Here is a 13,961-nt window from a genome sequence, read left to right as displayed (position 1 = left end):
GAAATCGAAACAGAGGGGGAAGCTGGCGCTCTGCCAGGGCTTCCATTTCCGCACCCGAGGACCTGTTTCCGCCCCGCGCTTCACCTCGCGGGGCTGACCGGGGCCGCATCGTCGTCTCATCGTCAGCCCTTTTCGGCGCGCTCGCTCGTGCCTGCCTGACTCCATGAGATCCAGATGTCCCTGATCGCTATCAAAGACCTTTCGCTCGTCCGCGCTGCACCGCTGTTTGCCGGGCTCTCCCTCGCCATCGCCAAGGGCGACCGCCTCGGGCTCGTCGCCGCCAATGGACGCGGCAAATCCTCCCTTCTGCGCATCCTGGCCGACCAGGAGGGAGCGACGGACGGCACGCTCACGCGCGCCCGCGGCCTCGTCACGGCCTTCGCGCCTCAGGACCCGCCGGAGCGGCTGCTGCCGCTGAATTTCTACGAGGCGGTGCGTGACGCGCTCGATGCCGAGGCGGCCGAGACCGAGAGCTGGCGCGTCGACGTGCTGCTCGACGACCTCATGGTCGACGAGGGGCTGCGGGGCCGCGCCGTCGGCAGCCTGTCGGGCGGGTGGCAGCGGGCGATGCTGCTGGCACGGGCCGCGGTGGTCGAGCCCGATCTGCTGCTGCTGGACGAGCCGACCAACCATCTCGACCTCGAGCGGATCGGCGTGCTCGAGCGCTTCCTTGCCGCGCTCCCGCGCGATTGCGCGGTCGTCGCCGCGAGCCATGATCGTGCCTTCCTCGACGATGTCAGCACGCGCACGCTGTTCCTGCGTCCCTCGGAGAGCGTCGATTTCAGCTTGCCCTATTCGCGGGCGCTGCAGGCGCTGGAGGAGCGGGATGCCGCGAAGGGCCGCCAGTTCGAAAACGACATGCGCAAGGTCCGGGCGCTGCGCCAGCAGGCGGCCAAACTCAAGAACATCGGCATCAATTCCGGTTCCGACCTGCTGGTGGTCAAGACCAAGCAGTTGTCCGAAAGGGCCGACAGGCTGGAGGACGGTGCGCGGCCGGCGCACAAGGAGCGTTCGGCCGGGGCGATCAAGCTGACGAATAGCGGGACGCACGCCAAGGCGCTGGTGGCGATCAAGGACTTGCAGGTCATCACGCCGGATGGACGCCTGCTCTTCCGCACCGGGCAGCTCTGGATCGAGAATGGCGACCGCATCGCCCTGCTCGGTGCCAATGGCAGCGGCAAGTCGCGCTTCGTGACACGGCTGCGGGCAGCCTTTGCCGGGGCGGATCCGGATATCCGGTCGGCCGCGAGCCTGAAGCCCGGCTATTCCGACCAGGCGCTGTCGCAGCTCGACGCCTGGCCGACGCCCTGGGCGGCGGTCAAAGGCGCAAGCGATGTCGGTGACCAGCTGGCACGCACGCTGCTGGCCGGGGCGGGAATCGCCAGCGAGGCGCAAGGCGCGCCACTCGGGCGGCTGTCAGGTGGGCAGAGGGCGCGGCTCGCGCTGTTGCTGCTGCGCCTGGCCCAGCCGAATTTCTACCTGCTGGACGAGCCGACCAATCATCTCGACATCGAGGGGCAGGATATGCTGGAGCGCGAGCTCATCGAGCATAATGCGGCTTGCCTGCTCGTCAGCCATGACCGCGCCTTCGTGCGTGCCGTGGCGACGAGGGTCTGGGTGATCACCGGCAAAAAACTGATGGAGGTCGACGATCCCGACCCCGTGTTCGACAGCCTTATGGCCGGATGAGGGGCGCGCGGTCGTCGTCGCGGCAGCCGCCGCGACGCTCAGCGCGGCCAGCGGTAATCGTCCAGCCGCCCGCGAACCGGATCGGGCGCTATGCCCAGGCCGAAGACGCGCTCGAGCTGCATGGCAGCGTCACCGCGGCCGCGCGCCTCGGTGATCGAGGCCAGCAGCGGCTGCTCCGAGAGCGCGGCCTGGCCGGTGAGCGGCTGAATCGGCCCGGCGAGCGGGCGGGCCTGCAGGGCAGCGGGCAGGCCGATGGTCGGCACGCCGGCGACCATCTGGTCGATCAGGCGCTCGACATTGCCTGCCGGCACCTCCGTCTCCGGCTGTGCGCCTGTTTCGGCCGGGGCGGGCAGGGCGATGACACTGCTCTGGGGGGCGGATTCGATGATGCGGCGGATGACGAGGTCGACGAAATGCGCGGCCTTGCGGGCGCCGGCAGCGGTGAAGTGAATGCCGTCGCCGAGGCGCAGCCGCGTCGGCTGGCCGGAGACGTCGGGGCCGGTCGCCGCATAGCGGTTCTCGGCGTCGACGAAGCCGCCCCAGAGATCGACATACTGGCCGCCAGCCTTCTCCACGCGCTGGCGATACAGTTCGTTGAAGGAGACGAAATCAGCGGAGAGGCGGCCGTTCTGCACCGGCGGCGCGCCGACCCAGATCAGCGGGACGCGCCGGGCGGCGAAGGCGTTGGCGACGGCGTCGATGCGGTCCCGGTAGAGCTCGAGCCAGCGCGGGCTCAGGGGATCGTGGACGGCCTCGCCCTCGCGGATCGGCTGGCGGTCATTGAGGCCGATCAGCATGACGCCGATGCTGACCTTCTGGTCGCCGGCCAGGAGGTCGGAGGCCGCCTTCGGCCAGTCGTAGAAGTCGGTACGGACGAGCCCCGAATCCGGCTTGGACTTGTGGACCACCTCGACATCGGGGCGGTTGTTGAGCGCATCGTCGAGGCCGCTGGCGAGGAGGTTCGCGAGCGAGTCCCCCATCACCACGATGTGATGGGCGACATCGACCTTGGGAATGACCGGATCGTCACGGACGACGACGGGGGCCTCGCGGCGGCGGACGACGGGGGCCGGACGCTGGCGCGGTTGCGGGGCAGCGCGCTGGGGCGTGGCGGGCATCTGCCAGAACATCTGGAACAGGCTGCGCTGCTGCTGCTGGGCAAGGGAAACCGGCCCGCCCGTGATCAGGAGCAGGCAGGCGGCGGTGAGAACCAGGACGAGCGAACGCAGACGCATCGGGACTTCCGATCCAGCGGCCCCTGTGACCGGCACTATACGGCGCAGCAGCCCGGAAGTCAGCGCTTGCCGCGCATCCGCGACAGCAGGGCCGGCGTCGGATAGCCGTCCGGGATCTCGCCGGCGCTGATCTGGTACTGGCGCACGGCCTCGCGCGTGCCGGTGCCGATGCGCCCGTCGGCATCGTGATTGTAGAAGCCGAGCGCCTTGAGCCGGTGCTGGAGATCCTTCGTCGCGGCCATGTCGAGCCGGGCGGCCTTGACCGGCCATTCGCCCTGAATCGCCGCGCGGCCCATGATGCGGTCGCCGAGATGGCCGACGGCGAGCGCGTAGGCGTCGGAGGAGTTGTACTTCTTGATGACGTCGAAATTGGCGGTCAGCAGCATCACCGGGCCGCTATGTCCTGCGGGATAGAACAGGCGGCCCTCGCCGGACGATGGCAATCGTCCGCCATCGGCGCGGCGCACGCCTGCCGAAGCGAAGCTGGAGAAGCTCGCCTTGTTCAGGCGGTGGTCGAATCCATCAGGCAGCGTCACCTCCATGCCCCAGGGCAGGCCGGGTACCCAGCCATAGCCCTTGAGATAGTTGGCGGTGGAGGCGATGGCGTCGCTCGACGAGTTCCAGATGTCGGCATGGCCGTTGCCGGTCCAGTCGACCGCGTATTTCATGTAGCTCGACGGCATGAACTGGGTATGGCCCATGGCGCCGGCCCAGGAGCCGCGCAGCTCGCTGCGCTCGACATAGCCCTTCTCGATCAGCTCGAGCGCGGTGAGCAGCTCGTCGCGGAAGAAGTCGCCGCGATAGCGGATCGAGGCGAGGGTGGCGAGCGAGCGGATGACGTCCTTGCCGCCCTTGAACGAGCCGTAATTGGTCTCCATGCCCCAGACGCCGAGGACGACTTCCTTCGGCACGCCGTAGCGCGCCTCGACCTGGGCGAGGACGGTCGCGTTCTCGGCGGCGGCGTCGCGGCCGCGCTGGATGCGCGCTCCGCCGACGGCGTTTTCGAGATAGCCCCAGATCGGAGCGCTGAACTCGGCCTGCTTCTTCGTCAATGCGACGATCGAGGCGTCCGGCGTCACGCCGCGGAAGGCGAGGTCGAAGGTCGCACGGGAAATGCCGCGTGCCTGTGCCTGCGGCCAGAGCCGCTGCAGGAAGATGTCGAAGGAAGCGCTCGCCGGCGTCGCCTGCGCATTGCGGGCGTGCGCGCCGGAGACGTTGATCGAGCCGGTCGTCTGCGCCAGCGCAGGAGCCAGGCTGATCAGGGCCGAAGCTGCGATGACGGACAGGCGCATGGACACTCCCTGCGGATGCTGGATGGAAACACCATCACAGCGCCTGAACAAGATTAATCGCAGGTTAAACCGGCGGCCGCGGTGGCGCTACCGCGTCAATTTGACAAGCCCGGGCGATTGGTCGATTCTCGTTCGATGTATAGCGCCTCCCCTTTCCGCCGCGGTCTGCACCGCTCGGGCAACCTTATCGCGGGCTTCTAGCCCCGGGTCTGTCGCGCTTGGCGCCTCCGGCTCGGGGGCGCTCCCCTACTTCCGTTTCCCTGCGAGTTCGCCCCTTGATGCCGTGCGGTCGTGATCCGTCGGCGGGTGCTCGCTTTTTCGATGAAAGACCTGATCCCATGACCGCCAAGCGTCCGGCTATCACCGTCACGGCCACGGACCATGCCATGCTGAGCCGCATCGCGGCCGGCGCCGCCAACACCATGCCGGAGCTTGCCGCCGAGCTGACCCACGAGCTCGACCGCGCCCGCATCCTGCCGGAGGGCCGCGTCTCGGTCGATCATGCCCGCATCGGCAGCCAGATCGTCTATCGCGACGAGAGCACCAAGCGGGAGACCACCGTCACGCTGGTCTGGCCGCAGGATGCCGATATCGAGAAGAACCGCGTCTCGGTGATGACGCCGATCGGCGTCGCGCTGATCGGCATGGCGGCCGATCGCTCGATCGACTGGACGACGCGCTCCGGCGATGTGAAGCGCCTGACCGTGCTCGAAATCCGCGAGCCGGCCGAGGAAGGCGCCGCCTCCTGACGGGGCGGCGCCCGTTTCCGAATGTTGCAGCTCAGGCCGAGGCGTTCCGCGTCCTGAGCTTCTCCTCCCAGGCAAGGGCCTGGCCGACGATCTGCTCGAGGTCGTCATGCTCCGGCCGCCAGCCGAGCTCGGTGCGGATGCGGTCGGCTCTGGCGATCAGCGATGCCGGATCGCCGGCGCGCCGATCGGCCAGCGTCACGGGGAAATCGACCCCCGAGACCTTCTTCACGACCTCGACCACGTCCTTCACCGAATAGCCGCGGCCGTAGCCGCAGTTCAGCGTCAGGCTTTCCTTGCCGGCACGCAGATGGTCCAGCGCGGCGAGATGGGCGCGGGCGAGATCGGTGACGTGGATATAGTCGCGCACGCAGGTGCCGTCCGGCGTCGGATAGTCGGTGCCGAACACGGTGAGACCGTCGCGCTGGCCGAGCGCGGCCTGGCTCGCGACCTTGATCAGATGGGTCGCGGTCGGCGAGGACTGGCCCGAGCGGCCCTTCGGGTCGGCGCCGGCGACGTTGAAATAGCGCAGGGCGACATAGGTGAAGCCGTGCGCCTTCGCCGCGTCCTGCAGCATCCATTCGCTCATCAGCTTGGAGCGGCCATAGGGGTTGATCGGGTTGAGCGCGATCTCCTCCGGCACCGGCGAGACCGGAGGTTCGCCGTAGACCGCGGCTGTGGAGGAGAAGATGACGTGCTTCACGCCCTTGCGCGCGGCGCTTTCGATCAGCCCGCGCGTCTTCACGGTATTGTTGAAATAGTAGCCCAGAGGATCGGACACGGATTCCGGAACGACGATCCTGGCGGCGAAATGCGCGATCTCGGTTATCTCATATTCGCCGATCAGGCCCTCGACGAGCTCCTGATTGCCGATGTCGCCCTGGACGAAGATCGCTTCGGGGGGAATCGCCCACCAGAAGCCGGTGGAGAGATTGTCGAGCACCACGACCTTCTCGCCGCGGTCGAGCAATTCCAACACCATGTGGCTGCCGATGTAGCCGGCGCCGCCGGAAACCAATACCGCCATCGTCCCTCTCGCCTCATCTTCGTCAGGAACCGGACCTATCGAAAAACCGTTGACGGGTTCTCAAGGCCTGTCAGCTAATGAGCCAAGATGGCCGGAAAACCATGACGGTTATACGGCCTTTCCTATCACTGCCTCGCTTCGGCAAAGGCTCCCGCGCCCAAGGGATTTTGCATGACGAAACGCATCCGCAAGGCCGTACTTCCGGTCGCTGGTCTCGGTACCCGCTTCCTGCCCGCCACCAAGGCGATCCCGAAGGAGATGCTCACCATCGTCGACCGGCCGGTCGTGCAACATGTCGTGGATGAGGCGCGCGCCGCCGGCATCGAGCATTTCATCTTCGTCACCGGCCGCAACAAGGCGGTGATCGAGGACCATTTCGACATGGCCTACGAGCTCGACGACACGCTCGCCAAGCGCAACAAGGTGAAGGAGCTCGAGGCTCTGAAGGCCGATCTGCCGGCCGCCGGCGCGACCAGCTTCACCCGACAGCAGGCCCCGCTCGGCCTCGGACATGCGGTCTGGTGCGCGCGTGAGATCGTCGGCGACGAGCCTTTCGCGCTGCTGCTGCCGGACATGCTGCACTACAGCTCCGGCAAGGGCTGCCTGGCCGAGATGATCGAGGCCTACGACCGGCATGGCGGCAACCATATCGCCGTCGCGCCGGTGCCGGAGGACCAGACGCATCAGTACGGCATCGTCGGCGTTGAGGATGCCAAGGCGAAGGTCTCGAAGATCACCGGCATGGTCGAGAAGCCGCCGAAGGGCACGGCCCCGTCGAACCTGCACATCACGGGCCGCTACATCCTGCAGCCGACGATCTTCAACCTGCTCGCGAACCAGGAAAAGGGTGCGGGCGGCGAGATCCAGCTCACCGATTCGATGATCGCGCTGTCGCGGCAGGAAGCGTTCCACGCCGTGCGCTTCGACGGCGAGATCTACGATACCGGCTCGAAGATCGGCTTCCTCACCGCGAATGTCGCCTATGCGCTCGATCGCGGCGATCTCGGTCCGCAGCTGCGCGCCGAGATCGAGAAGCTGCTCGATCGCTGAAGGCGGCTGCGATCCACTCAACTCAGCCCTCGTCCCGAGGAACCAATCCGAATAGGAATGGCGTCTCGAAGGACGTTTCGGACGGCTCGGGAACGAGCTCGAGCATCCAGCGAGACGCAACCTCGCGGCTGTTCCTCGGGATGAGGGCTTCGTCTTTGCAGAAGGTGCAGGGTTGAGTGACCACAGCCTCATTTTCGATCGTGCGCTCGGCCGTTCGCGGCTGAAGCGCGCGCTCGCACAGGACTATCCGGATTTCCTGCTTCAACGCGCGGCGGGCGATCTGCAGGAGCGACTCGGCGCCGTGCTGCGGGAGTTCGCGGTCGCGGCGGATCTCGGCACGCCGCTGCCCGTCGTGGCTCCCGTCCTCGCCGGCAAGGCGGGGCGGCTGCTGCGGATGGCGGAGGCCCAAGGGGCGCCTGCCGACATTGTCGGCGATCTCGAACGCCTGCCTTTCGCCGCCGGCTCGCTCGATCTCGCGGTTTCCCTGCTGGCGTTGCAGGGTGTCAACGACCTTCCGGGCGCGCTCGTGCAGATCAAGCGGGCGCTCAGGCCCGACGGGTTGTTCATGGGCTGTCTGCTCGGGGGCCGCAGCTTGCAGGAGTTGCGGCAGGCCCTGCTCGAAGCCGAGAGCGAGACGATGGGCGGCGTCAGCCCGCGGGTTGCGCCCTTCGCCGACCTGCGCGATCTCGGCGGGCTGCTGCAGCGCGCCGGCTTCGCGTTGCCCGTCATCGACAGCGAGATCGTCACGGTGCGCTATCGCGATGCGTTCGGTCTGCTGCGCGATCTGAGGGCGATGGGCTGGGCCAACAACCTGATCGCCCGGCGCCGTACGCCGCTGCGGCGTGAAGCGCTGCTGCGCGCGGCGGCGGTCTATGCCGAGCGTTTCGCCGATGCGGACGGGCGCCTGCCGGCGACCTTCGAGTTCGTCTGGCTTTCGGGCTGGGCTCCGCACGAGAGCCAGCAGAAGCCGCTGAGGCCCGGCTCCGCCAAGGCCAGGCTGGCCGATGCGCTGGGCGTGCCGGAAATCAAGACCGGCGAGAAGCCGGGAGGCGAGGGGTGAGCGAGCGTCAGCCCCGTCTTGCCCGCACCGATTTCCGCGTCTTCCGCGCCATTCCGACGCGCTGGCACGACAATGACGTCTTCGGCCATGTCAACAACGCCGTTTATTACGGCTGGTTCGATACGGCGGTGAATGCCTGGCTCGTCGAGGGCGGCTTTCTCGATCCGGCGACGAGCGCGATCGTCGGGCTCGTGGTCGAGACCGGCTGCACCTATTTCGAAAGCGTCGCCTTTCCGGAGACTGTCGAGGCGGGTATCGCGGTCGAGCGGCTCGGCAACAGCTCCGTCACCTATCGCATCGGCATCTTCCGGCAGGGCGGCGAGCAGGTGGCGGCGCAGGGCCGCTTCACCCATGTCTATGTCGAGCGCGTCGGGCAGAAGCCCGTTCCCATTCCGGCCCCGCTCCGGGCGGCGATGGCTTCCATCCAGAGCTGAAAGCGCGGCCTGCACCGGGAATGTTGTACTGCGGGCCGAGGCAGGTTATGCCCCAGCCAACCCCTTCGCCGGACCGCCAGGAACCCTGAGCCCGTGATTCCGAACGACACCAAGATCACCCCGCAGCTCGTCGCAGAGCACGGCCTGAAGCCTGACGAATATCAGCGCTTCCTGCACCTGATCGGCCGCGAGCCGACGATCACGGAGCTCGGCATCGTCTCGGCGATGTGGAACGAGCACTGCTCCTACAAGTCGTCGAAGATCCATCTGAAGACGCTGCCGACCAAGGCGCCCTGGGTGATCCAGGGCCCGGGCGAGAATGCCGGCGTGATCGATATCGGTGACGGCACCGCCATCGTCTTCAAGATGGAGAGCCATAACCATCCGTCCTTCATCGAGCCCTATCAGGGCGCGACGACGGGCGTCGGCGGCATCCTGCGCGACGTCTTCACGATGGGCGCGCGCCCGATCGCGGTGCTCGACGCGCTGCGCTTCGGTGATCCGGAGCATCCGAAGACCCGCCATCTCGTCTCCGGCGTCGTTGCCGGCATCGGCGGCTACGGCAATTCCTTCGGCGTGCCGAATGTCGGCGGCGCGACCGGCTTCCACACGCGCTATGACGGGAACATCCTGGTCAACGCCATGGCGGTCGGCATCGCCAAGGCCGACGAGATCTTCTACGCCAAGGCCTCCGGCGTCGGTAAGGCGATCGTCTATCTCGGTTCCAAGACCGGCCGCGACGGCATCCACGGCGCGACGATGGCCTCGGCCGAATTCGACGACAAGTCGGAGGAGAAGCGCCCGACAGTGCAGGTCGGCGACCCCTTCGCCGAGAAGCTGCTGCTCGAAGCCTGCCTCGAGATCATGGCCGCCGGCCATGTCGACGCGATCCAGGACATGGGGGCTGCCGGCCTCACCTGCTCGGCCGTCGAGATGGGCGCCAAGGGCGACCTCGGCGTCGAGCTCGACCTCGACAAGGTGCCCTGCCGCGAAGAGGGCATGAGCGCCTACGAGATGATGCTCTCGGAGAGCCAGGAGCGCATGCTCATGGTGATCAAGCCGGGCCATGAGGACGCCGCCGAGGCGATCTTCAGGAAGTGGGGCCTGGATTTCGCCGTCATCGGCTACACCACCGATACGCTGCGCTTCGTCATCAAGCACAAGGGCGAGGTCATGGCCGACCTGCCGATCAAGGAGCTCGGCGACGAGGCTCCCGAATATGACCGGCCTTGGATCGAGACCGCGCCGCAGCAGCGCATCGCCGCCGAGAGCGTGGCGCCGCCCTGCGGCAATGCCGAGGCGCTGAAGAAGCTGGTCGGCTCGCCGGACCTCTCGTCCAAGCGCTGGATCTGGGAGCAGTACGACACGCTGATCCTCGGCAATTCGGCGGTGACGCCCGGCGGCGACGCCGGCGTGATCCGCATCGAGGACGGGCCGAAGGGCCTGGCCATGACGGCCGACGTCACCCCGCGCTATTGCGAGGCCGATCCGTTCGAGGGCGGCAAGCAGGCCGTGGCCGAAGCCTGGCGCAACCTGACGGCGACCGGTGCGACGCCGCTCGCGATCACCGACAACCTGAACTTCGGCAATCCCGAGAAGCCGGAAGTCATGGGCCAGTTCGTCGGCTGCATCAAAGGCATCGGCGAGGCCTGCAAGGCGCTCGACTTCCCGGTCGTCTCCGGCAACGTCTCGCTCTACAACGAGACCAACGGCATCTCGATCCTGCCGACGCCGACCATCGGCGGCGTCGGCGTCATGGCCGATGTGACGAAGCATGCCACCGTCGCCTTCAAGGCCGAGGGCGAGGCCATCATCCTGATCGGCGAGACCGCCGGCTGGCTCGGCCAGAGCGCCTATCTCGCGACCGTCTGCGGCCGCGAGGAGGGCGCCCCGCCGCCGGTCGACCTTGCGATCGAGCGCCGCAACGGCGAGTTCGTGCGCGGCCTGATCGCGGGTGGCAAGGTCTCGACCTGCCACGACCTGTCGGATGGCGGCCTGGCCGTGGCGCTCGCGGAGATGGCGATGGCCAGGGGCATCGGCGCGACGATCGAGACGCTGCCGGCAGGCCCCGCCCATGCCGTGCTCTTCGGCGAGGATCAGGCGCGCTATGTCCTGGCGGTTGCGGCGGCCGAGGCCGATGCCGTGGTCGCCGCCGCGAAGGCGGCCGGCGTGCCGGCGTTCGCCATCGGCCGCACCGGCGGCAGCTCGCTCGTCCTGCCGGGCGAGCAGGCTCTGGCTGTCGCCGATCTCCGCAAGATCCATGAAGACTGGCTGCCGTCCTATATGGCCGGCAAGGCGGCCTGAGGAGTTCGACCCATGGCGATGGACGCGCACGAGATCGAGCGCATGATCAAGGCGGCGCTGCCGGACGCGGCGATCGAGATCAAGGATCTGGCCGGTGACGGCGACCACTATGCCGCGACCGTCGTCTCGGCCGCCTTCAAGGGCAAGACGCGGGTGCAGCAGCACCAGATGGTCTATGCCGCGCTCCAGGGGAATATGGGCGGCGTGCTGCACGCCCTTGCGCTGACGACCAGCGTTCCCCAAGATTAGAACGAAACCATCCGGCGGGCCTTGAACCCGCTTCAGGAGACAGACGATGTCCGACGTCAACGCCCGCATCGAAGCGGAAGTGAAGAACAACGACGTGGTGCTCTTCATGAAGGGCACGCCGCAGTTCCCGATGTGCGGCTTCTCCGGCCAGGTCGCGCAGATCCTCGGCTATATCGGCGTGCCCTACAAGGGCGTGAACGTGCTCGAGGACCAGGAGATCCGCGAGGGCATCAAGGCCTATTCGAACTGGCCGACGATCCCGCAGCTCTACGTCAAGGGCGAGTTCATCGGCGGCTGCGACATCACCCGCGAGATGTTCCAGGCCGGCGAACTGCAGGCGCTCTTCGAAGAGAAGGGCATCGCGGTGAAGCAGGCGAGCTGAGGCTCGCCGTACTCCCGATCAGCGTCTCGATCTGACCGGGCTCCTCAGGCCGCCGTGCATTGCGCGTGCGGCTTGCGGACGCGCTCTGCCGAGGCCGGGTATTTCTCCAGCATCCGCTCCGGCCTGATCGGCCTGCGCACGAGGTCCCCGCCACAGTTCGGGCAGGTGCCGGCGAAACGCGTCTCGGTACAGTCGGCGCAGAACGTGCACTCGAAGGTGCAGATCAGCGCGTCGCGCGATTGCGGCGGCAGATCGCGGTCGCAGCATTCGCAGTTCGGGCGCAATTGCAGCATGGCTGGTCTCCTTCCGATGGGGCGGGAGAATGACCGCAAGCCGGCCTGAGACCAGCGATTTCGCGTGATCCGACCGATCAACGCGGTCGATCGATCGCTCGTCCCCCCGCTATTTCACCAGCAGCCAGTCGTCGATCACCAGCGCGTCCAGCCCGCTGGTGTAGAACATCAGGATCGCATCCTCAGCCGTGTGCAGGATCGGCTTGCCCATGATGTTGAAGGAGGTGTTGAGGATCACCGGCACCCCCGTGAGCGCGTGGAAGGCCGAGATCAGCGCGTGGTAGCGCGGGTTGCGTTCCGCCGTGACGCTCTGGAGGCGGCCGGTCGCGTCCTCATGGACCACGGCGGGGACGCGGCCGCGCATCTTCTCCTTCCAGACCAGCGTGCGCTCCATATAGGGAGCGTCCTGATAGTCCTCGAACCAGTCGGCGGCGTGGTCGGCCAGGATCGAGGGTGCGAAAGGGCGGAAGGCCTCGCGGTACTTCACCTTGGCGTTGAGGATGTCCTTGGCGTCGGCCGGGCGCGGATCGGCGATGATCGAGCGGTTGCCGAGCGCACGCGGGCCGAATTCGGCGCGGCCCTGCACCCAGCCGATCAGCTTGCCTTCGGTCAGGAGCCTGGCGGTGGCCGGCGCGATCTCGTCGGGGCCGAGCCTGCGCAGGCGCTTTTCCCAGCGCTGCATGCGCTCGAACGGCTCGGTCGAGACGGTCGAGCCCAGATAGGGCGTCAGCGGGCCCTTCGGCGCGGCCCAGCGCGGATTGGCTTCGGCATGGGCGAGCCACGCGGCGCCGATCGCATTGCCGTCATCGGCCGGGGCCGAGGGTACGAAGACGGATCTGAAGCCGTGGCGGCCGGCGATCCGGCCGTTGAAGGAGGAGTTCAGCGCGCAGCCGCCGGCCAGGACGAGGCTCTCGCTCGGCACCAGCGCGGCGGTCTCGCCGAGCAGGGCCTCCATCATCTCGGCGAAGACGTCCTGCCCGCAGCGGGCGAGGTCGGCCCAGCCCTGATCGAGCGCGTCGGCCGGGCGTTTCGCCAGTATTTCGGCGGCCACCGCCTGCACGATATCGGCCTTGGCGAAGGTCAGCTTGTGGCCGTCGATCGTGTAGAGCCTGCGCAGCAGCGCCATCAGCTCCGGATCGGCGTTGCCGTAGGGCGCGAGCCCCATGATCTTCCATTCCTCGCCCTTGGCCTGGTCGAAGCCGGCGAGGTCGGTGACGAGCCCGAAATAGAAGCCGATCGATTCCCGCCCGCGATGGCGTTTCACCTCGCGGATCCGGCCGTTCTCCAGCGCGAAGATGGCCGAGGCGCCGGTCTCGCCCATGCCGTCGACGACGAGGCAGGCGGCATTCTCGAAGGGCGAGGACCAGCAGGCGTAGGCCGCGTGGCTGAGATGGTGGCCGTAGCGTTTCAGGCCGGTGACATTGGCCTTGCCGTGAGCGCGGTCGAGGCCGAGCAGCACGCCCATGCCGGCGCGCTGCTGCGCATGGTGGAGCGAGGCGATCAAGGCGCGCTCGGTGCGTTCCGGCACGAGCGAACGATTGAGGTCGGGCGAGAGCTTGAGCAGTGCGTCGAGCGTGAACGAGCCGGCACGGGCCATCTGGTCGAGGAAGCCGGTGAAATCCTCGCCCCAGCTGGTCGCGATGGTGACCTCGGCGTCCTTCGGGATGTAGCGCTTCAGCAAGGCTTCCATGCGAGGCACCGAATCCGGCTCGCAGTTCGGCGCGCGCTTGTTCTGCAGATAGCGTTCGGTGGCCTCCGCGAAGAGCACTTCGCCAGCCGGGCCGATGATCGCGATGGCGGGGTCATGGAAGGTGGTGGCGAGGCCGATCGTATAGCTCATGATGAAGGCAATAGCCCTTCCGCGGCGGCGACGCCAAATCGAAGACTGGGATGCGGATCGGCGCGGCGCCGCTATTGCGCCGTGAAGGCGACGCTCGCCGCGGTCTGTTCGATCGCCGGCTGCAGCTTCGGCAGCTCCGCCTCGTCGGCCATGGCGATGAGGCGGACGAAGCGCCCGCCGGGGCCGATGGCAAGATATTGGGCAAAGCCCTTGTCGCTGCCGTTGGGGTGCTTGAAGGAGCCCGAAAGCAGCACGCCGTCCTGCCCGGCGAAGGGCACGCGCCTGCGTTCCCTGATCTCGGCGGAGGCCCTTGAAGCGCGAGATCTCCGGCTTCTTGCCCTTGAACGCAGTCTCCAGAAG

The 13,961-nt window shown here is 67.5% G+C and carries 14 protein-coding genes; 8 read left to right on the top strand and 6 right to left on the bottom strand.

Annotated elements, in window-relative coordinates:
• Positions 1-174: 174 nt before the first annotated feature.
• Positions 175-1,689, top strand: a complete 1,515-nt coding sequence (locus tag ACIPIA_RS02605; protein WP_400506384.1) for an ATP-binding cassette domain-containing protein — start codon at positions 175-177, stop codon at positions 1,687-1,689.
• Between the two features lie 38 nt (positions 1,690-1,727).
• On the opposite strand, the gene ACIPIA_RS02600 is transcribed toward ACIPIA_RS02605, so the two are convergent.
• Positions 1,728-2,924, bottom strand: a complete 1,197-nt coding sequence (locus ACIPIA_RS02600; RefSeq protein ID WP_400506382.1) for an SGNH/GDSL hydrolase family protein — start codon at positions 2,922-2,924, stop codon at positions 1,728-1,730.
• A 59-nt stretch (positions 2,925-2,983) separates the two neighbouring features.
• A complete protein-coding gene (locus ACIPIA_RS02595) occupies positions 2,984-4,216 on the bottom strand; it encodes a lytic murein transglycosylase (RefSeq protein ID WP_400506380.1) in 1,233 nt (410 codons plus the stop codon).
• A gap of 338 nt (positions 4,217-4,554) precedes the next feature.
• Between ACIPIA_RS02595 and rnk the strand changes: the two genes are divergently transcribed.
• On the top strand, positions 4,555-4,965 hold the full coding sequence (gene rnk / locus ACIPIA_RS02590) for a nucleoside diphosphate kinase regulator (RefSeq protein ID WP_400506378.1): 411 nt from the start codon (positions 4,555-4,557) through the stop codon (positions 4,963-4,965).
• Between the two features lie 31 nt (positions 4,966-4,996).
• Here the strand turns inward: rnk and galE are convergent, their stop codons facing one another.
• Positions 4,997-5,989, bottom strand: coding sequence for a UDP-glucose 4-epimerase GalE (gene galE / locus ACIPIA_RS02585; RefSeq protein WP_400506376.1), 993 nt, complete (start codon positions 5,987-5,989; stop codon positions 4,997-4,999).
• 171 nt (positions 5,990-6,160) lie between these two features.
• Between galE and galU the strand changes: the two genes are divergently transcribed.
• From galU to grxD, 6 genes are all read left to right on the top strand, one after another.
• Positions 6,161-7,039: a UTP--glucose-1-phosphate uridylyltransferase GalU gene (galU, locus tag ACIPIA_RS02580; RefSeq protein ID WP_400506374.1), complete on the top strand. Its 879-nt coding sequence runs from the start codon at positions 6,161-6,163 to the stop codon at positions 7,037-7,039.
• A gap of 172 nt (positions 7,040-7,211) precedes the next feature.
• Complete coding sequence (locus ACIPIA_RS02575) at positions 7,212-8,099, top strand: methyltransferase domain-containing protein (RefSeq protein ID WP_400506372.1); 888 nt, start codon at positions 7,212-7,214, stop codon at positions 8,097-8,099.
• The gene (locus ACIPIA_RS02570; RefSeq protein ID WP_400506370.1) at positions 8,096-8,533 is read left to right on the top strand and encodes an acyl-CoA thioesterase; all 438 of its coding nucleotides are present in this window, start codon (positions 8,096-8,098) and stop codon (positions 8,531-8,533) included. Before ACIPIA_RS02575 ends, ACIPIA_RS02570 begins: the two co-directional genes overlap by 4 nt.
• Before the next feature lie 93 nt (positions 8,534-8,626).
• A complete protein-coding gene (gene purL / locus ACIPIA_RS02565) occupies positions 8,627-10,837 on the top strand; it encodes a phosphoribosylformylglycinamidine synthase subunit PurL (protein ID WP_400506369.1) in 2,211 nt (736 codons plus the stop codon).
• Positions 10,838-10,849: 12 nt separating this feature from the next.
• On the top strand, positions 10,850-11,086 hold the full coding sequence (locus tag ACIPIA_RS02560; RefSeq protein ID WP_061970071.1) for a BolA family protein: 237 nt from the start codon (positions 10,850-10,852) through the stop codon (positions 11,084-11,086).
• Positions 11,087-11,132: 46 nt separating this feature from the next.
• Positions 11,133-11,468 (top strand): Grx4 family monothiol glutaredoxin, encoded by a 336-nt coding sequence (gene grxD / locus ACIPIA_RS02555; RefSeq protein ID WP_055731032.1) that lies wholly within the window; start codon positions 11,133-11,135, stop codon positions 11,466-11,468.
• Between the two features lie 44 nt (positions 11,469-11,512).
• Here the strand turns inward: grxD and ACIPIA_RS02550 are convergent, their stop codons facing one another.
• The 3 genes from ACIPIA_RS02550 to ACIPIA_RS02540 form a co-directional block, all read right to left on the bottom strand.
• Positions 11,513-11,761 carry a DUF1272 domain-containing protein gene (locus ACIPIA_RS02550; protein ID WP_400506366.1) on the bottom strand — a complete coding sequence of 83 codons (249 nt, stop codon included), beginning with the start codon at positions 11,759-11,761 and terminating at the stop codon, positions 11,513-11,515.
• Positions 11,762-11,870: 109 nt separating this feature from the next.
• On the bottom strand, positions 11,871-13,601 hold the full coding sequence (locus tag ACIPIA_RS02545) for a carbamoyltransferase family protein (RefSeq protein WP_400506364.1): 1,731 nt from the start codon (positions 13,599-13,601) through the stop codon (positions 11,871-11,873).
• A gap of 71 nt (positions 13,602-13,672) precedes the next feature.
• Positions 13,673-13,879, bottom strand: coding sequence for a hypothetical protein (locus ACIPIA_RS02540; protein ID WP_400506362.1), 207 nt, complete (start codon positions 13,877-13,879; stop codon positions 13,673-13,675).
• Between the last annotated feature and the right edge of the window lie 82 nt (positions 13,880-13,961).

The sequence above is a fragment of the Allobosea sp. CER48 genome (genome assembly GCF_044752385.1).
Taxonomy (GTDB): domain Bacteria; phylum Pseudomonadota; class Alphaproteobacteria; order Rhizobiales; family Beijerinckiaceae; genus Allobosea.
This window is presented reverse-complemented; position numbering and strand designations above follow the sequence as displayed.